Here is a 21,505-nt window from a genome sequence, read left to right as displayed (position 1 = left end):
TAAGAATATGTTTATTTTGGGGTTTTCTACGTGAAAAGTGTAATTGATCGTCTTTTAAAGGGACAATTTGAATATAACGAGAGAGTACTTAGCTTTTCAATTCCTCGTCTTGAGCTGAATATTAAGCCCGGGGAAGTGGTTGAGGGAAGCTTTACCCTGTATGGACCTGCTGACAGAATGGTGCAGGGCATAGTGGGTTCTCTCGAAATGCGAATGAAGATCATCACTGCGCAGTTTTCAGGGGCTGAGTTTGAAGTGGCCTACCGCTTTGACGGTACAGGTCTGTGCCCCGGTGATGTCATTAAGGGCGATATCAATGTCATCTCCAATCAGGGAGAATACCAGCTTCCCTTTGTAGTAAATGTCGAAATAAGTCACGTTATGTCAAGCATGGGTGCCATAAGGAACATGTTCCATTTTGTGAACCTTGCGAAGACCAACTGGGATGAAGCTAAAAAGCTTTTCTATTCAGACGAATTCATAGAAGTGTTTGCTGAAAATGATACAGAGTATGAGAACCTCTACAGGGGACTTTCTGCAATACCCATGTCTGAAGCGAACATGGAGGAGTTTCTTGTTTCAATAGGCAAGAAACAGCCCATTTCATATATTCCCGACAGAACACAGATTGAAATAAATAATCCCGCAGGCGTTACCGAGCATACCGTTATGATAGCAAGGAACGGATGGGGCTTTACTGACCTTAAGGTAGAATTTGACGGTGCATTTATTTCTGCTGACAGGACAGATCTTACGGATCACGATTTCCTTGGAAATAACTGCTACTATAAGTTTTATATAAATGCCGGGCTGCTTCACGATGGCAATAATTTCGGCGCCATCATTTTAAGAACCGCCTATAATGCGGTGAAGATTCCGGTAACCGTAAGGGTTAATCTTGGTGAATGGCATCTTTCTTCAAAAGAGATGGAGAAAAAGAAGCTGACGGTAAACCTTGTTAAGCTCTATGAGGATTTTAGAAGTAAGAAGATTGGCTCAAGGGAATGGCTTTCAGAAAGCGGCAAGCTTGTAAATAAGATGAACGCTCTGGACCCCAAGGACCCTGCCTTTAGACTTTATACGGCCCAGTATCTTATCACAGCATCGAGGGAATCTGAGGGAAAATGGATTCTTGATTCCATAGGCCCTCTTCTTGAGGATCAGGATACCGGCGATGATACCCTTTATTGCTACTATCTCTACCTCACAACCCTCATCAGCAGAGAAGAGGATGTGATAAATGAGGTTTCAAGGAGAATCGAGGGCATCTTTTCCAGAAATTCCGATAACTGGCGTATAGCTTGGCTCCTTCTCTATATTTCAGAGAATATTTCATCAAGTGCCACCAGCAGATGGCTTATGCTTGAGGAGCAGTTTGAGCATGGATGCAGAAGCCCGATTATTTATCTTGAGGCTCTTGGCGTGATTGCTGAAACTCCCACCATGCTTTCCAAGATGGGAGATTTTGAGGCCCATGTTCTTGAATATGGTGTGAAAAAAGGTATCCTTCAGCCCACCATAATTGAGCAGATAGTTTATCTTGGACAGCGTGAGAGAAGCTACAATGAGAGAATGTGTAAGCTTCTTATGGCATGCTATGACTTAAAGGGTGATAAGGAATCCCTTGAAGCAGTGTGCTCACTTTTGATAAAAGGAAATCGTACAGATAAGGAATCCTTCCTCTGGTATGCAAGAGGCGTTGAGGCTGAACTTCATATCACAAGACTTTTTGAATACTATATGGCAGCCATCTACGTTGACGAGGATGGACTTTTACCCTGCGAGATTTCCAGAATGGTTCTTATGTTTTTCTCATACCAGAGTGACCTTGAGTATGAGAAAAATGCAATACTTTACCGCTATGTGCATGAGCACAGGGATGAGTACCCGGACCTTTTTGATACCTACAGAATTCAGATAGAAAAATTCCTTCTTGAGCAGATAGACAGGGGAAGGGTAAACAGAGACCTTGGTTATCTTTACAAGCACATGATCACTGACCGAATGGTAGATGGCAGTAACTGTGAAAAGGTCATGCGCATCATCTACAGTAATGAGATAAAGACCAAAGATCCCAGAATGAAGAAGGTTATCGTGGTTTATGACAAGCTTGAGGAAGAGCTTGCATATCCTCTTGTTAACGGTGCTGCTTTCCTGCCACTTTACGGAAGCGATTATGCTGTTTTCTTAGAGGATGGAGAAGATCACAGATATGCTGAGGGTATTCCCTTTAATAATGAAAAGCTGATGCTTGCGGGACATATCAGTCAGTATGTTCAGCCCTATATTCAAAAGGGTAAAGAAAGCCTTGAGCTTTTCCTTTGTGAACTTGAGAAAAGCTCCTACACCATCACCATGGAAAACGTGGCAAGGTATAAAGAGCTTGCTGATTCGGGGCAGGTTCGTAAGAAGTGCCGCACCCTTATAAGAGAATGCCTTATCCGGTTCTATTATGATAATGATTTCGAGAGACAGCTCTCAGAATATCTGGATGAGGTTAATCTTGCAGAGCTTACCACCCAGGAGCGCGGAGCCATGTTTGAGCTTATGGTAATGTCCGGAAACTATGACAAGGCCTACCAGCTTTGCAGAAGATTCGGAATGTATAAGCTGGATCCAAGAATTGTCATGCGCATGTGCGGAAGGCTCATGGATAAGGAGAGCTTTGAGGACAGCGAAGAGAATTCGCAGATAGCTTTCTATGCCTTTAAGAATGCCAAGTATGACGAGCAGCTTTTATCATACCTTGTAAGGAACTATAACGGTACCCTAAGAGAGATGAGGGATTTGTGGAAGGCAGCAACCACCCACAGCATAGATTCCTATGATCTCGCCGGCAGGATGCTGATTCAGATGCTTTATACAGGTGCCCATATAGGAGATAAGACCTCGATTTACAGAGGTTATGTCATGAGAGCCGGTGGAGGAGATGACCTTGAGAGAGCCTTCCTTGCCCAGGAAGCCAACGACTATTTTGTTCACAACATGGTTACCGATAACTACATTTTTGAGCGTATAGGCGTATTGGCGGATCAGGGCTGTGAGCTTAACGATGTTTGTAAGATGGCATATCTTAAGAGGTTTACAGAACCTCACAGAGAGGACCTTAAGGAAAATAACAGCATTATTAAGCGGTTCCTTGCGGATCTTCTTGATAAAAATATTTACTTTGCGTTCTTTACGCATTATACAAATGAGCTTCCCAAGATGCAGATGTTCTGTGATAAGACCATCATTGAATATCGCACAACCAGGGGAACAAAATGCATCGTTCACTATGTGGGCGGCGCAGAGGATGATGACGAATACCATACGGTAGAGATGCAGGAGGTTTATCCCGGCATCTATGAGGCATCATTCGTACTCTTTTTCGGAGAACAGCTTCAGTACTATATAACTGAGGAGGGCAACGGTGGCCGCAGTGAAAAGCTCACGGAGTCCGGAATGCTCACCAAGAGCGATATCGTACAGGAGGTAATAGCAGGCAGATACTCTATCATCAATGACATTATGATAGGTAAGACATTGCAGGACTATGAAACCGTAAACAGATTGCTTTCCGAATATTATAAAAAGAGATTTATGACTAATAAATTATTCAGGATGAAATAAGGAATTTGAGTGTTATGTCGCTACTGAGGGGGGTAAAAAATACCAGAAGATATGTACTTGGCTATGATCTGGGGGAGGAAGTCTCGCAGATCAGCTTCCTTGCGTCCGATTCCGATTTGCCGGAGACACTTTCGACACTGGCAGGTGCTGAGCTTTACAACATACCTACGGTTCTGTGTAAGAGACGTGAAGTAAATCAGTGGTTCTATGGAAAGGAAGCTCTTTCCAGAATTGAAAACGAGGATGGAATAAAGGTCGACAACCTTATCCAGAAGGCAAGGGATGGTAAGAGAATTGAAATAAACGGAACAGGCTATGATCCGGTATCACTGCTTACTCTTTTTGTAAAAAGAACCCTTTCGCTGTTATCCATGGAGATGTCCATGACCATGGTGGATGCCATAGTTTTCACCACATCGACTATGGATGCCAGAATGATAGAGGTTTTATCAGAGGTTACGGGAGCGTTATCTCTTCCTGTTAAAAACATCTTCTATCAGAGCTACGAGGACAGCTTCTACAACTATATGCTTTATCAGCCCGATGACCTTTTGACCCATTCGGTTATCGCTTATTATTATAATTTCGGCACGCTGACGGTCTATGATATGAAGCTTAATCATAAGACGCAGCCCATCGTTGTGACCATAGATAAGGAGAACTATGACGAGTTTGCGCTTTCGGGGTCAGGCTTTTCAGAGGATCCGTCACAGCGAATTGAAGAGAAAAAGCATCTTGATGAAAAACTCCTCGAGCTGTCTGAGAGGCTGATGGAAGGCAGAATTGTAAGCTCTGTTTTCCTTTTAGGAGATGGCTATAAGGATCAGTGGACCCAGAAATCCCTGGAATTTTTATGCAGAGGGAAAAGAGTATTTCAGGGCAATAACCTTTTCAGTAAAGGTGCCAGCATTGCTGCAAGAGAAAAGGTTGGCGAGAGCGACAGATTTTCGAAATATGTGCTTCTTGATGCCGACAAGCTCAAAGCAAATGTGGGCCTTATGGTTAAAAAACAGGGAAAGGAAGTGTATCATGCACTCCTTGATGCCGGTGAAAACTGGTATGATGTAAACGGAAGTCTTGATCTTATCCTTGAGCAGGAGCCATATATTGAGATTATGATCACTCCTCTTACGGGCGGTGAGAAGCATATTCAGAGGATAGAACTCACTGATATTCCTCTCAGGCCTGCAAGGACCTCGAGAATCAGGATGAAGATCAAAATGACATCGGCCGAGAGAATAGTTATTCACATTGAAGATATGGGCTTTGGAGAGCTGTATGAGAGCTCCGGCCTTAGCTGGACAGAGGAGGTGAAGGTATGAGCGCGCCGCTTCTGTGTACGGGAAGATATGCTCTTAGACCGTACTATTTAGAGAAAATCGGAAGAAGAATATATTCCATAGAAGAGCTTTGCTATTGCATTGTCCAGAATGCTTACATGATCGATACCGACTCCTTTGATATGGATCTTATAGACTGGATTGAAATGGAGCTGGGGCTTAAAAAGCTGGCTGACGAGCTGAGGACCATGGTGGTTCACAAGTGCTCCGCGGCTTCGTTCTTTGGAATGATCATTGACTATGTGGGCTACACCACCAAGGAGGACTACGACAAAACAGTAGATATACTTCGTGGCAATGCCGGCATGGATGTTTATGAAAAGCGCATGGCAAGAGCCGAGTTTCTTATGAAGCAGGGCCATGTGAGCCAGGCCTTTGATGAGTATGAGACCATACTTAAAAACATGCCTGATTTGGACGTTAATGTAAAAGCAAGGATAGAACACAATGAAGGTGTTTTATACGCCCATCTTTTTATGTATGACAGAGCAGGCGAGATGTTTTTAAAGGCATACGAGGATGGTGGCGATGAAGAATCATATATGTGCTATCTTGCCAGCAAGCGCATGACCATGACCGAGAGAGAATATATTACCTTTGTTGGGGAGAACAAGGATGCCAGAAATCTTTCTCTGAGGCTCGAGCAGCGCATGGATGAAGCCAACGATCTTTATGATTCAAGCAGTGCAAATATAAAACTCAGAAGTCTTGAGCTCTACAGAAGCGGTGCCAAGATGACTGAGTACTACGAGGAAGTAGAACGCCTGACGCAGGATATGAAGACTGAATATCGCGATCTGGTGAAGTAATTGGTTTTTGGGGATATTTAATGGGGTTCTTAGATTTATTCAGGAAAAAAGACACATATCGCGCCGAGAGGCAGGAACAGCACGCGCTGGAGAACTGGAATGACATTGCCTATACCAGGAAAAATATAGACATGGATGATCCGGTTCAGAGACGTGAGTACGTGGAGAACTGCCTTAATCAGATGGCTGAAGCCAGCCGCGACCTTGATTCTCTTCAGTTTGAGTACAGGGCTGTGACCTCACACCTTAGGGATATGGAGGAAATAGATGCACTTCCTCCACAGCAGAGAGCTGAGATCAACAAGATTGCTGACAGAATCCTTGAGAGCGAGGAAAAGCAGAAGAATTTCAACAAGCGCAGAACCCGTATGACTGATGAAGAGTACGAGAAAATGGAGAGGCTTTCCGGTGATGTTTTAAGGGGAGCGAATGCTCTTAAGGAAGCGGAGGAATATCGAAAGAAGGTCAAAAATGACCTTAGAAGGCTGGACGGTGAGCGTAAGGCCAATGAATTCAGAAAAGCTGAAATCGAGATGGCGACAGAGTACTGGCACAAGCTCATAATCATCGGCTCCTGTGTAATTATAGCTCTGACCATCATTCTGGCTGTATTATCCGTAGCATTTAAGCTAGATGTTTCCTATGCTTACATGCTTCTTATAGTTATCGGTGCCCTTGTTTTTCTTGTCTACAATCAGAAGCGCATTGAATACAGGAAGGAAAAGAAGGTTGTTTTAAATACCATAGCCAGACTGATTCAGATTCAGAACACTGTAAAAATCCGCTATGTAAATAATAAGAATCTGATTGACTACGAGTGCCTTAAGTACGGCGTAGAGAATTCTAAGGAGCTATATCAGCTCTACAACAAATTTATGCTGGAAAAAGAGGAACGCGCAAGGTATGCAGAGGCTGCAAAATACCTTGACAGTCACCAGAAGAACCTTGTTTATACTCTTAGAAAATATAGGATCAAGGACCCTGAGATATGGATTCATCAGGCGGGGGCCCTTATAGATCACAACGAAGAGGTTGAGATAAGACACTCACTTGTGGGGCAGAGACAGCAGCTTCGTAAGCAGATGGATTATAACAGGGACGTTGTTGCGGGAAATGCAAAGAATGAGATTCAGGATCTTGTTAAGGATTATCCCGTTTATCGCGCTGAGATACTTGATATGGTTGATCAGTTTGAAAAGAAATATCCCGGAGCCTGAGCCGGATATGAAAAGAGAATAGACATATTTAAAGCCGGGAATCACGTTTTGTGATCGCCCGGCTTTTTTATGCTTGCACGAGGATTTTATTTTTGATAACCCTACCTTAACATTGTTTATACTGTAATTCTTGATTCTCTGTACATGATCTTCGGCCTGATATAGGTCAGCTCGAAGGGTGCATCCTGAGTAGCTATGCGGTAGAGGCTCTGCTGTGCAAGACGCTTACCGAGAAGGTCGATGCAGGCATCAGCTGTTGTAATAAGACCTTCTACGTTAGCATATTCTTCGCTGGCATCGAAGCCTGTAACTATCATTCCGTTTGGAATGCGCTCCGGGTGCTCGGTTAGATAGAAGTGTACGAAGTGAGCTATGAAGTCACTGGCACATACAAAGGCTTCAGGAAGCTCTGTAAGGCTGTCCAGATAATCATATAAGGTCTGCTTATATGAGAAAATATCGATTCTGTCTGTCATGCAGAATTCTTTTCTGATTTCTATTTTGTTATCTGAGAGACACTGGTTGTATCCTTTATATCTGTCTGCGTTAGTCCATGCGTAATGTATATCACCGATAAAGCCTATAGTCTTCGCACCCTGCTTAACTACTGACTTTGTGATGTTATAAGTGGTGTGATAGCCCTCGATCAGAAGAAGGTCACCTGTTATATCGGCAGATGTGAGTTCCGGTACAGTATCAAGGAAAACCTTGGGTATGGAAATGGCATTTATTCTTTTTACAATCTCGGCATCGTAAACGTTCAAAACAACCGCCAGGTCGCAGGAACCGTTCCTTAGTCCGATGGGAAGAGTGAACCCATCTGAGTAGATAGGATCGATACTTGTGTAAATAAGATTGGCATTGTTTTTGGAAAACTCCTCAGCCATGCTGTGGATGATGCCTGTCCAGAATGTGGATGACTCGGGTCTTGATACCACAAGGGCAATGTTCTTTGGAACAGAAGCCTGATTGAGTTCATTTACTCCCTTGAAGTAGCCAAGTGCTTCCGCTTTGTTAAGTACAGCGGCTTTTAATGAGTCCGATACACCTGCCTGATTGTTGAATACTTTCCATACAGTAACTCTGGATACGCCCAGTTCATCTGCTATGGTTTGCATTGTTACCTTACGCATATTAACACCCTCTAAAAAGTTTCTTTTATCTAAATTAACATAATGTTAACAAAAAGTAAATAACGAAACTAAAAATAATTTATAGAGTTTACTGGTTTTTAATAAAAACAGCCAAAAAGAGCAATAATTTATTATGCAAAATAGAAAAACTGCACATTGCTGTTGACATAAATTTAATAAAATATTAAACTCGTGTTTATAAATGATAAATCATGTTAACAACAAAACGATAAAATTGTTAACGAAAATTGCTAACACAGAGAGGCTATAGAAATGAAGAATCAGAAAAAAGTAAAGAAGCGCAGGAGATTCACCAGAGATGACCTTGATCTCACGCTGATCTCATTACCGACAGTAGTTTGGTTCATACTTTTTGCGTATCTTCCAATGTTCGGTATCATCATTGCGTTTAAGAATTATAAGCTTAGCGGCGGACACGGTTTCCTTTACAGTCTGCTTCACAGCGAATGGGTAGGTTGGTCCAATTTCACATATTTCTTTAAGTCCAACGCCTTCGCAATGCTTCTTAGAAACACAATAGTTTACAACATCATATTCATTATTCTCGGAGCTGCCGTTGCAGTAGGCTTTGCACTTATGCTCAGCAACTTAAGAAGCAAGATGCTTTCCAAGACATATCAGACTATGATGTTCTTCCCTTACTTTATGTCATGGGTTGTAGTCAGCTATATCGTGTATGCGATCCTGACTCCCGACAAGGGTTATCTGAATGCACTGATAATGCACTTCGGAGGAGAAAAGGTAATGTGGTACCAGTCACCTCAGTACTGGCCCTTCTTCCTTACCTTCATGAAGATCTGGAAGGGCATGGGATACGGAATGGTTATCTACCTGGCAGCAATCACTGGAATTGATCCTTCACTTTATGAGGCAGCGGTCATGGACGGAGCTACCAAGTGGCAGCAGGCAAAATACATCACAATGCCTTCCATTAAGACAGTGCTTGTAATGATGCTGATACTTGATACCGGTAAGATCTTCTATTCTGACTTTGGTCTGTTCTATCAGGTAACCGGTGGAATTCCGCAGTCACTTTACACAACGGTATCAACCTTTGATACATACATTTATAAAGCTATTCAGTCCAGCGCTCCGATCGGTAAGACGGCTGCGGCTTCATTCTTCCAGTCGGTATGCTGCTGCGCGACTATACTTTTAGCTAACTTCGTCGTAAGTAAGATCGATGAGGACAGTGCAATTATCTAATCAGAAGGACATGACATGAGACACAGAAGAAGAAAAAGAAGAAACATAGTTACAGCTAAACCAATAAATCAGATTTCAAGAGGAACAGATGCGTTCTTCAACATAATATTCCTTATACTTTCACTTGTTTGTATTTTTCCTGTGGTATTCGTATTTTCCATATCAATATCAAGTGAAGCGGGAATTCAGAAGTATGGATATCAGATAATCCCTACCGAGCTTTCATCGGCGGCTTATCAGTTCTTGTGGAATGAGAGAGGAACAATCCTCCATGCGCTTTTCATATCAGTACTTGTAACGGCGCTTGGTATCGTGATTTCCGTTCTGCTCACCACCACAATGGGATATGTACTTTCAAGACCGAATTATGCACTTAAGGGTCTTTACACATGGCTCGTATTCATCCCCATGATCTTCAATGGCGGTATGCTTGCAGGATATGTGGTAAATGCAAATATCCTTCATTTAAGAGACACCATATGGGCGCTTATACTGCCGCTGGCGGTGTCCTCCTTCAATGTCGTTATTTGTAAGACGTTCTTTAAAACTACGATACCGGATTCGATAGTAGAATCCGCCAAGATGGACGGAGCAAGTCAGATGAGAATTTTCTTCCAGATTATTCTCCCTATCTCCAAGCCCATCCTTGCAACAATCGGACTTTTTGCAGCATTCGGATATTGGAATGACTGGTTCCAGGCTTCACTGTATATCTCAGATAAGAACCTGCAGTCATTACAGTCACTGCTTAACAACATTCAGAACAACATTGAGTACCTTGCAAACAACCCCTATGGCGGATTGTCAATGCAGCAGTACAAATCAACAATGCCGACAGAGAGTGTAAGGATGGCTATAGCAATAGTAATCATCGTTCCTATTGCATGTGTATATCCGTTCTTCCAGAAATACTTTATTTCCGGTCTAACTATTGGTTCAGTTAAAGGCTGAACTTCCTTATGAATCTAACCCCTAAAGGGTTAAGATAAATATTCATTCTTAATTAGGAGGGAAAGAAATGAAAAAGAGAGTATTGTCAATGCTGCTCACATGCGCAATGGGTGCTTCACTTATTGCAGGTTGCGGCGGCTCCGGTTCATCAAACGAGACAGCCGGAAATGACACAGCAGCACAGGAGACAGCTGACACAGCTTCAGAAGAGAAGGCTGAGGCTACAGAGGATGCCGGAGAGGCAGAATCTACAGAGGAGGCAGCAGAGTCTACAGATGCTGCAGCATCAGGAGATGTAGTTACTCTTAAGTGGGTTACAATCGGTTCAGGTATGCCTGACAACTATGATTCATGGGCAGCAACACTTAATGAGTACCTCGCTGAGAAGATCGGTGTAAACATAGAGATGGAAGTTATCTCATGGGGTGACTGGGATAACAGAAGAAACATCATCATCAGCACAAATGAGCCTTACGATATCATCTTCGGTAACGGCGGTAACTTCACATCAGACGTAGCACTTGGTGCTTACTATGATATTTCTGATCTTGTAAAGGACAACATGCCCGGCTTAACAGCACTTATGCCTGAGACATACTGGGATGCAGTAACTGTTGACGGTAAGGTTTACGGTGTTCCTACTTACAAGGACAGCTCACTTTCAAACTATGATATCTGGGATGCAGAGCTTGTTGACGAGTACAGCCTTGATATCGATGATCTTGCTAAGAGCCTTGATGCAAAGACAGAGATCTTTACACAGCTTAAGGCAGACAAGAACGATTATCCTGTATATGTAAAGAACGATGGCCTTTACTACATCTTTGATAAGTATGATCAGCTTGGTGCAGGTCTCCAGATTCTTGGCGTAAGATATGATGACAAGGATGCTAAGGTTTGCCTTACACTTGAGCAGGATGACATCTTCTCAGAGCTTAAGACAATTCATCAGTGGTATGAAGATGGCATTATCAACTCAGATGCTTCAACACTTTCAGAAGGCCGTGTTTACAACATGTGGAGAGTAGCTCAGGGTTGGCCTTCAGCAGCTGTAACAGCATGGGGTCCTCAGATGGGTAAGGATGTTAAGGTTTCACAGATCGGTGAGACAATCCTTTCAAACGATACAGTTAGAGGATCACTCAACATGGTATCCGCTAATACTCAGTATCCTGAGAAGTGCCTCCAGTTCCTTGATCTTGTTAACACAGATACTAAGGTAAGAGATCTCTTCTACTATGGTGAAGAGGGCGTTAACTTCCAGTACACAGCTGACGGCAAGGTTGAGAAGCTCAACGAGGACTGGACAATGGCTGGTTACACACAGGGAACATTCTTCACAGTTACTCAGAACGCTGCTGACGAGTTCAATCAGTGGGATGAGGTTAAGGAACTTAACGAGAATGCAACACCTTCAGTTCTTCTTGGATTCACATTTGACACAACAGAGGTTTCTGATCAGCTTGCTAACTGCACAGAGATCTGGTCAAGATACAAGAGTGAGGTAATCACAGGTGTTCAGGATCCTGAGACAGCTGTTCCGGAGATTAAGGCTGAACTTGAAGCTGCAGGTTGGGATGAGTTGGTTGCTGCTGCACAGGCACAGGTTGACGAATTCATGGCAAGCAAATAATTATATTTGGCGGCTGGATTTTTGAACTGAATAATAGGGACCGCTGCCATAAAGGTTGCGGTCCTTAAATATGTAAAGGCCTTTCACAGGCAAAATTGGAAAGACATGATAGATAAGAGAACTAAAGAACCCTACATAAATATAATATTCGGTAACTTTTACTGCCCGGGCTATGACGATGAGAAATTCGTTCATGAGACTATGGGACTTATTAGAAAGCTTGGTTTTAACAGCGTAATGCTGGACACCAAGGACTCTGAGGATTTCAGAGAAAGAGTGGCAGCTGGCCCTGCAAGTCAGTACGTTAAGATGCAGGAATTCATGATGCGCTCTGCTAAGGAAAATGGCCTTAGCTTCAACTTTTTACTTCTTTATTTAAACGGAGACAATCTTTATCCACACATCAGATTCAGTCCTCCGGTACTGGGAGAAGGTATTACCTGGTACGGCGGAGAGCCGGGAAGATGGTATAAATACTGGTCAGAAAAATCCCAGGATACACAGGCTGAACACGTAAAGCAGATGATGGAGCTCTATGCTGACAATTACTGCGAATGTGATGATGATGGAAAAACAGTTAAGCCTGTATGCAGCATGTGGGATCCTGTTGTGTGCTCAAGCTTTGATGAAGAGGGCATAAACAGATACAGGGAATTTCTTAAAAATGAGTATAAAGGCGACATAGAAAAGCTTAATGACGCCTATGAGATAAATGCAAAAAGCTTCGATGAAATACAGCCTTCGGATTATTGGTACGAAGTAAGATTCGATAAACTCTTCGAAGCAGCTGACGTTCAGAATATGACAGTAAAATTCAGGATAAAAAGGGATAACCTTTTATGGAAGATCGCTGAGCTGAATTCATATTTTGAGAAGATGAAGGATAAATTGAAGGATGTGGACAATAGTCTTTTCCTTTGCCCCGATCTTTCACAGTGGGGATATTTCCTCAATATAGACGGAAGAACACAGGTTGATGATGACAACGACTACAGCGATCTGTGGGATACCTCGGTCCGCGGAATAGATATGTATGCACTTTCACCGTATCTTGACTGCACTCATTTTATAACAGTACCGGTTTTGCCGGACGGACATCCCGATGCCTATGTGACCTCATGCCAGCACAGCATGATGCGTGTCATGAATGAGGGAAGGCAGATGATTGGTGGTATCTATTTTGGCAGATACATCTACAGAGATATTTATCAGATCATCACTCCGGAAGAAATAATCGGAACCATGGCAGCCTGCGGTATAGACGGCTACAACGCCTATGGTATGAACGGCCTTGATGATGGCGGCGTTCTGAATCAGATGGACGACACCTTCATGGATTCCCTAAAGAGAGGAAACGAATTCTTAACAAGACTGAATGCAGTTAAGAAGGGCTCAAGGAAAAAGGAGGTGGCAATTCTGTTCCCTCTTGAGATGTCAGATTTTGAACCCTTTGAGATAGAAGGAAATACCACAAGAAGACTTGATCTTCTTGGTTATTATAAATACTGCTGCGACCTGGGCTATCAGGTTGATGTGATAAGCACCCATGAGATAGAGAAGGGACGACTTGATGATTATGCTGTTCTCATCGTTCCTGCAAATGATTGCTACAAGGCAGTCGGTCACGAGCTTTCCGAAAAGAAAATCAGAGAGTTTGTGGAAAAGGGAGGAACACTGATTCACGGACCCCTTGATGATCTTGCAAAAAATGTTTTCGGAATAACCGGAACAAAGTGCGATAAGCTTCCTTACTACAGAGAAGGTGAAAAGAAGATTATCCCCCAGGGAAATGCTTTTTGCAGCTACCATGACGGCGAAGTCATTGCAAGCTATGTAAACGGCGAGTCCTGCATAGTAAGTCACAGCTTTGGAGAGGGTAAGGTTTATTCTCTTGGAGTTATGTTCGGTGCAAGCTATACGCCCAAGAACATACCCCACGTACCCTATGATCAGGGAAATAAAGAGATGTATCCGCTGACTCTTTCCGGCTCAAATATTTTCAAAGATATCATGTATGAAAAACTTGTTCCTGCATCTCCAATTAGACAAAAAAGTCTAGAGACAGGGGTATTTGAAAATGGTATCGTGATAGTTAATCACAGGTCGTTAATGTACAAACTGCCTGAAGGTTATAGAGTTGTCACAGGGACCTTTGACAACATGGGAATCCCTGATGATATCGTTCCGGCGCACACAGCTGCGTGGATAGAAAAAGCGTAAAGCATGGAGGTTTTAATGAAGTTTTTAAAAGACAGAGTTAATGTGATTTGCAATCAGCTCAAAAAGGAAATCGTAAGAGAGCAGATAAATATTAAGGAGTGGCAGAAAAAAGACGGCTGCTATATAACTCCTGAGGATGCCGATAAGGCTGAGAATAAGTGGGAGAGCTTTGATGCTGAGACCATGAGATGGTACGGCAAGGACACCCACTACTGGTTTAGAACAGATGTTACCATCCCTGAGTCTATGGAGGGTAAGAAGGTATGGCTTCATGTCAGAACCCAGCTTGAAGAGTGGGATGATGGAAGAAATCCTCAGTTCCTTGTTTTCATCGATGGAACTCCCGTACAGGGACTTGATATCAACCACAGAGAGATTCTTCTTTTTGAAGAGGCAAAGGCAGGCACTAAAGTCCGCATAGATATGCAGTCCTATACAGGAACGCTCCACAGTGAGTTCAAGCTCCTTGCAGACGTAGAGGTAAGAGATGATGAGATAAAGGATCTCTACTATGACATTCAGGTTCCGCTTTGGGGACTTGAGCGTATGGACGCTGATGAGAGAACAGCAAGAAGAATCCTTGAGATCATCAACGAGACCACAAACCATATCGATCTTCGTGCTGTTGGCAGTAAGGAATTCTATGAGTCCGTAAGAGCTGCAAGAGAGTATATTCGCAAGGAACTCTATGAGAATCCTGAGATGTCAGGCTTTGAAGATGTAATCGCAACCTGCATCGGACACACACATATCGACGTTGCATGGCTCTGGACAGTAGCACAGGTAAGACAGAAATCCTGCAGAAGCTTTGCTACCGTTCTTAAGCTTATGGATGAGTATCCGAACTACAAGTTCATGTCCAGCCAGCCTATTCTCTATGCTTTTGTAAAAGAGCGTCATCCCGATCTCTATCAGAGAATTAAGGACAGAGTCGCTGAAGGCAGATGGGAACCCGAAGGTGGCATGTGGGTAGAGGCAGATTGTAACCTTACAAGCGGTGAGTCCCTGGTAAGACAGTTCCTTGTAGGTAAGAGATTCTTCAAGGATGAGTTTGGCAAGGATAACGAGATTCTCTGGCTTCCCGATGTATTTGGTTACAGCGCAGCTCTTCCTCAGATTCTTAAAAAGAGCGGCATCAAGTACTTCATGACCACAAAGCTTGCATGGAATGAATACAACAAGATCCCCATGGATACATTCATGTGGGAAGGTATAGATGGAAGTAAGATTTTTACACATCTTATTACAACCCTTGGAGTAGGCCAGCCTACCTCCGATTTCTTTACAACCTACAATGGTATGCTTCATCCCGATGCCATCATGGGCGGATGGACCAGATATCAGCAGAAGGATATTAACAACGACATACTTATCTCCTATGGCTACGGTGATGGAGGCGGCGGCCCCACAAGACAGATGCTTGAGACCTCCACAAGAATGGAGAAGGGCATCAAGGGAATTCCGAAGGTTCGCCAGGAGTTCTCCCACAAGTATTTCGAGGAGCTTTACGAGAGAGTTAAGGATTCAAAGAGACTTCCTTCATGGGTAGGTGAGCTTTACTTTGAATTCCACAGAGGCACATATACCTCTATGGCAAAGAATAAAAAGAATAACAGAAAGAGTGAGTACAGAATGATGGAGCTTGAGCTTTTATCTGTACTTGCAATGAATGAGAAAGCATATCCCGCAGAAGAGCTTGATGCTATGTGGAAGACAATTCTTATGAACCAGTTCCACGATATTCTTCCCGGCTCTGCTATTAAGGAAGCATATGATGTTACCGATGTTGAGTACGCTGAGATCATGGAAAAGAGCGGCAAGCTTCTTGATGAGAGAATGGATGCGATCACTCCTTCAGGAGATGGCATTTCCGTACTTAATACTCTTGGCTTTAACAGAAACGATGTAGTAGTTCTCGGTGATGTTAAGGCAGAGGCTGTTACAGATGGTACTAAGACCTATGCGGTTCAGCAGACTGAGGATGGAGCAATTGCCTTTATCGAGAATATACCTTCAAAGGGCTACAAGGGACTTGAAACAGCAGCTAAGGCTGACAGCGCAAATGACCTTGTTATAACCGCAGATGGCATTGAGACTCCTTACTATGTGATAAAGATTGACGAAGCAGGACAGTTTACTTCTGTATTTGATAAGAGACAGGACAGAGAGGTTCTTAAGGAAGGCGCTATCGGTAACGAGCTCAGAGTTTATGAGGATAAGCCCAGAAGCTTTGATAACTGGAATGTGGACGTATTCTACACAGAGAAATCTTGGCCCGTTCTTGATGATGCCAAGTGCGAATGGATTGAGGAAGGTCCTGTAAGAGCAACTCTTAAGGTTACAAAGAGAATGCTTGATAACGAGTTCGTTCAGAAGATCCACTTCTATGCAGGCACACCCAGAATCGACTTCGAGACACTTATTGACTGGAAGCTCAGTCAGCACCTTGTAAAGGTTCACTTCCCTGTTGATGTTCACACAGATGAAGCAACCTTCGACATCCAGTTTGGTAACCTTACCCGCAAGATTCACCAGAATACCAGCTGGGATGAGGCAAGATTCGAGAGCTGCGCACACAAGTGGGCAGATATGTCCGAGGGCGGCTACGGTGTCAGCCTTATGAACGATTGTAAGTATGGCTACTCAGCACTTGACGGCAACCTTTCAATCACACTGCTTAAGGCAGGTACTGAACCTAACGAGACAGCAGACCTTGAGCTTCACAGCTTCACCTATTCCTTCATGCCTCACGAGGGTACCTGGAAGGAAGCAGGCACAGTTGCAGAGAGCTTCAATGTAAACGTACCTCTCAGAACTCTTAAGGGCGGAAGTGCAGGAAATGACTTCTCATTCATGTCTGTTGACAGCGATAACGTAATCCTTGAGACCGTTAAGAGGGCAGAGGATGGAAACGGAATTATCGTAAGACTTTACGAAGTTAACAATAAGAGAACAAAGACTGAGCTCACCTTCTGTAAGGATATTAAGAGCGTAAAAGAGACGGATCTTATGGAAAAGGATATTGCAGATGTAAATGCAAATGGAAATAAGTTCACATTTACAATCAAGCCTTTCGAGATCAAGACCTTCAGAATAGACTACTAATTTTCGAAAGGCCGTTGCCGGAGCCTGATTCGCGTAAAACTGCGCGGATCGGGCCGGCTCAATTCGAGGTGGGGAAATGGCTAAAAGTAATAGTCCTCTTTACAGGAATCCCGATTTAAGCCCGAGGGAAAGGGCCAGGGACCTGATGGGGCAAATGACCCTTAATGAAAAGATCGGACAACTTAATCAGAGACTCTATGGATTTGCCATTTACGAGACTGAGCCTGAAATGAAGCTTACAGATGAGTTTAAGTCTGAAGTGGAGAGATGGAGCGGAATCGGTACAATCTACGGACTTTACAGAGCAGATCCCTGGACCGGTAAAACAGAAGACAATGGGATTACTCCGGAAAAGAGCATGGAAGTCTACAACATGGTTCAGCGCTATGTGATTGAGCACTCAAGGCTCGGAATCCCTGCCCTTTTATCTACGGAATGTCCCCATGGACATCAGGCTCTTGGCGGAGGAATACTTCCTGTTAATACGGCAGCTGGATCAACCTTTGATGAAAAGCTGTTGGAGGAAGCCTATGAAGCCTGCGGCAGACAGCTAAGGGACGGCCATGTGGACTTTGCTCTTATGTCAATGCTTGATGTGCTGCGAGATGCAAGATGGGGCAGATGCGAGGAGTGCTATTCCGAAGACCCGGTACTTTGTAAAAGGCTTTCAGCTGCAGCGGTTACCGGAATGCAGAAAACGGGAGTTTATTCCGTTGCGAAGCATTTTTGTGCTCAGGGCGAAACCACAGGAGGCGTAAATGCCAGTGCAGCAAGAATTGGAGAGCGGGAGCTTAGAGAGATTCATCTTCCTCCTGCAGAAGGCGCTGTGGAAGCAGGAGCCATGGGAGTTATGGCGGCCTATAACGAGATAGACGGTGTAAACTGTCATGCCAATGCCCATCTTTTAAAGGATATCTTAAGAGATGAAATGGGCTTTAAGGGCGTTGTTATGGCTGATGGCTGCGCTATAGATAACCTCGACAGAGTTACGGATGACAATGTAGAAAGCGGGGCCCTGGCTCTTAAGAGCGGAGTCAACATAAGCCTTTGGGATCAGGGCTTTACAAGACTTGAAGAAGCTGTAAACCGTGGGCTTATAACAGAGGCGGATATAGACGAAGCGCTGCTTCCTGTTCTTGTGATGAAATTTGAGAGAGGCCTTTTTGAGCATCCTTATATGGATAAAAACATGGGCTCTGAAAAGGACTACGGAATAGATAAGCTATCCCTTAAGATGGCTGAAGAATCTGTGGTTCTTCTAAAGAATAAGGCCAACCTGCTTCCTGTAAGAGAGGCTAAGAAAATAGTTGTAATTGGAGAAAATGCAGACTCCGGATATGCACTAATGGGAGACTACACACCTCCAAGAAAAGCTCAGGATATGGTTTCTGTCCTTCAGGGATTAAAGCAGACCTTTGGTGATGCAAAAGTGACATATCTTCAGGAGGCTTTTGAAGAAGGAAAACTGCAGGAGCTCTCAGAGAAGCTCGTAAATGAATTCGACCTTGTCTTATTTGTGACAGGCGGCAGCTCATCAAGATTTGAGGGCGCTGAGTTTGACAAAAACGGGGCATCTCTTTCAAAGGGCGGACGAATGGAATGCGGCGAAGGCATGGACAGAGCTGACCTTGAATGCTTTGGCAAAGAGGCAGATTTCATTGAAGGCTACTTAAAGGGAAGGATTCCCGCAGTTACAGTCTGCGTAGCCGGAAGGCCCTATGCTACGGAAAGGATGGCTGATACAAGTGATGCACTTCTGTATGCTTTTTATCCGGGACCCTTTGGAGGCACTGCGATTTCAAGGATTATTGCAGGAGAGATAAGTCCTACGGGAAGACTTTCGGCGTCACTTCCAAGGAGCTCGGGACAGCTTCCTGTTTACTACAATTACAAGGATTCCTATGAAGGAATCAAATACTGCGACACAGATGGGAAAGCTGCTTTTTCCTTTGGGGAAGGACTAATGTATTCAGATATTAAATATTTGCAGCCTGAATTTATACTGACCGGTAACGAGCCGGAGGTTGAGGCTCCGAATGAGAAAGTACTTGAAATAAAAATGAAGGTACAAAACACCGGCACCTACGGGGCAGTTGCGGTACCTCAGCTTTATATCCACAGACATGCAGGAGGTACAACGGCAAGAGTTATCGAGCTTAAGGATTTTTCACGAATTGAGCTTATGCCCGGTGAAGAAAAGGAATTGGAGCTTAACCTCAAAACCGAGGATCTGATATTTTACGATTATCAAATGAAGCCTTCTGTAAAGGGCGGCTGCTATGATGTGGTACTTAAGGATCAGGGAAAAGAAATAGGCAGAACTCTTTTGGGCTTTATGTCAAAGGGAAGGAGTTAACAGGGCTATGGCAAATGAAATTAAAAGAAATTCGTTACAGTCAGCACTTGATTATTTAATTCCTGCGCCGGCGGAAGCATCGGCAAAAAGCGGACTTTTCAGAATCTGCTTTGACACAGAAATCATCATTTCTGCAAAAGCTCCTGCAACTGATTATGACGCTGCAAAGCTTCTTAAGGAGACTATCCTTGATAAGACCGGAATCCCCATAGAGATTCAAAAGGGTGAAAAGAAAACCGGATGCATTTTTATGGAAAGATGCGAAGGTTTGTCCGAAGAAGAGTATGAGCTGGCAGTTTCAGAGGATGGGATTGTTGTAAGGGCTTCCGGAGACAGAGGAATGCTCTATGCCATTCAGACCTTGAGACAGCTTGTTAATCTCAGCGGATATATGATTGAAGCTTGTCTCATTAAGGACAGGCCAAAGATTCCCAACAGAGGCTTTTACCATGATGCCTCAAGAGGCCGTATCCGCAAGCTTTCATCCTATAAGAAGCTTGCAGATATATGCAGCTATTTTAAATTGAATCAGCTGCAGCTCTACGTTGAGCATTCGTTTTTATTCAGTAATTTTACTGAGGTTTGCAGAGATGATACCCCTCTTACGGCAGAGGATATTTTAGAGCTTGATAACTACTGTGCAAAGCTTCATATAGAGCTTATCCCGTCCGTATCAACCTTTGGGCATCTCTATAAGGTTCTGAGGACCAAGAGCTTTCAGCATCTTTGCGAGCTGGATGATCCAAGAAAAGAGAAGTTTTCTCTTGAAGACAGAATGCAGCATCACACACTTAATGTCACTGATGAGAGATCCTTTGAATTTGTAAAAAAGGAGCTGGATGAATTCCTTCCTCTTTTCAGAACGGATTATGTAAATATCTGTGCTGACGAAACCTTTGATCTTGGAAGAGGAAAGAGCAAAAAGCTTGCTGAGGAAATCGGCACCGGACAGATGTATGTGGACTTTGTAAATAAGATTATGAAGTACTGCATAGAAAAGGGTAAAAAGCCAATGTTCTGGGGCGACATCATCGTTGGTTCACCGGAGAAGGCATCACAGCTTCCAGAGGAAGCCATATGTCTGAACTGGGGCTATGGCGAGGAAGAAAAAGAGGATAACACAAGAATCCTTCATGATGTGCCGGTAAGACAGTACCTGTGTCCCGGAGTGCATGGCTGGAATCATTTTATAAATCGCCTGGATTCAGCATATAAAAATGTCTCGCTTATGTGCGGCTATGCTTATAAATACGACGCAGAGGGCGTTCTGAATACTGACTGGGGTGATTACGGACACCTTCAGGATCCCGCTTTTTCAATACCGGGACTTATCTACGGTGCAGCTTTTTCCTGGTCCGGAATTGTGGCAGAGGATGAGATAAACAGAAAAATATCAAGGCTATACTATGGTGACGATACGGAGCAGCTTGTTGATATTTTCAAATCCATCGGAATGCTTGAGGACAACAACTGGTGGCAGTTTGTCAGATTTATAGAGCATTTGGATGGAAAGTCACAGCCATCAGATCTGAAAGCTTTTTACGAGGAGCTGGGGGTTAAAGACCCTGAGGCGAACGCTGCTTTAATGGATAAAAAGCTGGATGAGCTTAGAAATTTGGCAGTCAGCTTTGGAGATGAAGGTATTTACCTAACGGCCAGACTTATTCTTTTTGCAGAGGGACAAAAGCTTATGAGCAGAGCTCTTTTCATGCTTGGACAAAAGCTTTTCTCAGAGGAAAAGGATATTCAGGATAAGTGCGATGACATGGCAACAGCACTGGAGAGATGGCTTTATCAATATAAGAAAATATGGCGCAGTGACAGCAGAGAGAGCGAGCTTTTCAGAGTAAGCGATGTCTTTAGCAAATGCGCTGATGCACTAAGAGAGTGCAAATAAATTTT

12 protein-coding genes are annotated in these 21,505 nt (G+C 43.6%); 11 read left to right on the top strand and 1 reads right to left on the bottom strand.

The window, feature by feature from the left end; translation table 11 throughout:
* Nucleotides 1-30: 30 nt before the first annotated feature.
* Genes G608_RS0104185 through G608_RS0104170 form a run of 4 tightly spaced genes read left to right on the top strand, consistent with a single transcriptional unit; the run spans nt 31 to nt 6,978 of the window.
* Nucleotides 31-3,612 (top strand): DUF5717 family protein, encoded by a 3,582-nt coding sequence (locus G608_RS0104185; RefSeq protein ID WP_026494977.1) that lies wholly within the window; start codon nt 31-33, stop codon nt 3,610-3,612.
* A 14-nt stretch (nt 3,613-3,626) separates the two neighbouring features.
* Nucleotides 3,627-4,934 (top strand): DUF5716 family protein, encoded by a 1,308-nt coding sequence (locus tag G608_RS0104180; protein WP_026494976.1) that lies wholly within the window; start codon nt 3,627-3,629, stop codon nt 4,932-4,934.
* On the top strand, nt 4,931-5,761 hold the full coding sequence (locus tag G608_RS22195; protein WP_051208818.1) for a hypothetical protein: 831 nt from the start codon (nt 4,931-4,933) through the stop codon (nt 5,759-5,761). Before G608_RS0104180 ends, G608_RS22195 begins: the two co-directional genes overlap by 4 nt.
* Nucleotides 5,762-5,781: 20 nt before the next feature.
* Nucleotides 5,782-6,978: a hypothetical protein gene (locus tag G608_RS0104170; RefSeq protein ID WP_026494975.1), complete on the top strand. Its 1,197-nt coding sequence runs from the start codon at nt 5,782-5,784 to the stop codon at nt 6,976-6,978.
* A gap of 116 nt (nt 6,979-7,094) precedes the next feature.
* Here the strand turns inward: G608_RS0104170 and G608_RS0104165 are convergent, their stop codons facing one another.
* A complete protein-coding gene (locus G608_RS0104165) occupies nt 7,095-8,111 on the bottom strand; it encodes a LacI family DNA-binding transcriptional regulator (protein ID WP_026494974.1) in 1,017 nt (338 codons plus the stop codon).
* Between the two features lie 273 nt (nt 8,112-8,384).
* On the opposite strand from G608_RS0104165, the gene G608_RS0104160 reads away from it, so the two are divergent.
* The 7 genes from G608_RS0104160 (at nt 8,385) to G608_RS0104130 (ending at nt 21,500) form a co-directional block, all read left to right on the top strand.
* Entirely contained in the window at nt 8,385-9,338 is a 954-nt protein-coding gene (locus G608_RS0104160; protein WP_026494973.1) for an ABC transporter permease, read from the top strand.
* A gap of 15 nt (nt 9,339-9,353) precedes the next feature.
* Nucleotides 9,354-10,289 carry a carbohydrate ABC transporter permease gene (locus tag G608_RS0104155; protein ID WP_035794644.1) on the top strand — a complete coding sequence of 312 codons (936 nt, stop codon included), beginning with the start codon at nt 9,354-9,356 and terminating at the stop codon, nt 10,287-10,289.
* A 67-nt stretch (nt 10,290-10,356) separates the two neighbouring features.
* Nucleotides 10,357-11,922, top strand: coding sequence for an ABC transporter substrate-binding protein (locus G608_RS0104150; protein ID WP_026494971.1), 1,566 nt, complete (start codon nt 10,357-10,359; stop codon nt 11,920-11,922).
* Nucleotides 11,923-12,027: 105 nt separating this feature from the next.
* Nucleotides 12,028-14,142, top strand: coding sequence for a beta-galactosidase trimerization domain-containing protein (locus G608_RS0104145; RefSeq protein WP_026494970.1), 2,115 nt, complete (start codon nt 12,028-12,030; stop codon nt 14,140-14,142).
* 15 nt (nt 14,143-14,157) lie between these two features.
* On the top strand, nt 14,158-17,247 hold the full coding sequence (locus G608_RS0104140; RefSeq protein ID WP_026494969.1) for an alpha-mannosidase: 3,090 nt from the start codon (nt 14,158-14,160) through the stop codon (nt 17,245-17,247).
* A gap of 76 nt (nt 17,248-17,323) precedes the next feature.
* Nucleotides 17,324-19,603, top strand: coding sequence for a beta-glucosidase family protein (locus G608_RS0104135; RefSeq protein ID WP_026494968.1), 2,280 nt, complete (start codon nt 17,324-17,326; stop codon nt 19,601-19,603).
* A gap of 7 nt (nt 19,604-19,610) precedes the next feature.
* The gene (locus tag G608_RS0104130) at nt 19,611-21,500 is read left to right on the top strand and encodes a glycoside hydrolase family 20 zincin-like fold domain-containing protein (RefSeq protein ID WP_051208816.1); all 1,890 of its coding nucleotides are present in this window, start codon (nt 19,611-19,613) and stop codon (nt 21,498-21,500) included.
* Nucleotides 21,501-21,505: the final 5 nt, after the last annotated feature.

It is taken from the genome of Butyrivibrio sp. WCD3002, assembly GCF_000424265.1.
In the GTDB taxonomy this organism is placed as follows: domain Bacteria; phylum Bacillota; class Clostridia; order Lachnospirales; family Lachnospiraceae; genus Butyrivibrio.
This window is presented reverse-complemented; position numbering and strand designations above follow the sequence as displayed.

Excerpts from the sequence above, each read along its gene's own strand:
- G608_RS0104140 (WP_026494969.1), top strand. The coding sequence starts at position 14,158 with ATGAAGTTTTTAAAAGACAGAGTTAATGTGATTTGCAATCAGCTCAAA.
- G608_RS0104180 (WP_026494976.1), top strand. The coding sequence starts at position 3,627 with ATGTCGCTACTGAGGGGGGTAAAAAATACCAGAAGATATGTACTTGGC.
- G608_RS22195 (WP_051208818.1), top strand. The coding sequence starts at position 4,931 with ATGAGCGCGCCGCTTCTGTGTACGGGAAGATATGCTCTTAGACCGTAC.
- G608_RS0104170 (WP_026494975.1), top strand. The coding sequence starts at position 5,782 with ATGGGGTTCTTAGATTTATTCAGGAAAAAAGACACATATCGCGCCGAG.
- G608_RS0104165 (WP_026494974.1), bottom strand. The coding sequence starts at position 8,111 with ATGCGTAAGGTAACAATGCAAACCATAGCAGATGAACTGGGCGTATCC.
- G608_RS0104135 (WP_026494968.1), top strand. The coding sequence starts at position 17,324 with ATGGCTAAAAGTAATAGTCCTCTTTACAGGAATCCCGATTTAAGCCCG.
- G608_RS0104145 (WP_026494970.1), top strand. The coding sequence starts at position 12,028 with ATGATAGATAAGAGAACTAAAGAACCCTACATAAATATAATATTCGGT.
- G608_RS0104130 (WP_051208816.1), top strand. The coding sequence starts at position 19,611 with ATGGCAAATGAAATTAAAAGAAATTCGTTACAGTCAGCACTTGATTAT.
- G608_RS0104160 (WP_026494973.1), top strand. The coding sequence starts at position 8,385 with ATGAAGAATCAGAAAAAAGTAAAGAAGCGCAGGAGATTCACCAGAGAT.
- G608_RS0104155 (WP_035794644.1), top strand. The coding sequence starts at position 9,354 with ATGAGACACAGAAGAAGAAAAAGAAGAAACATAGTTACAGCTAAACCA.
- G608_RS0104150 (WP_026494971.1), top strand. The coding sequence starts at position 10,357 with ATGAAAAAGAGAGTATTGTCAATGCTGCTCACATGCGCAATGGGTGCT.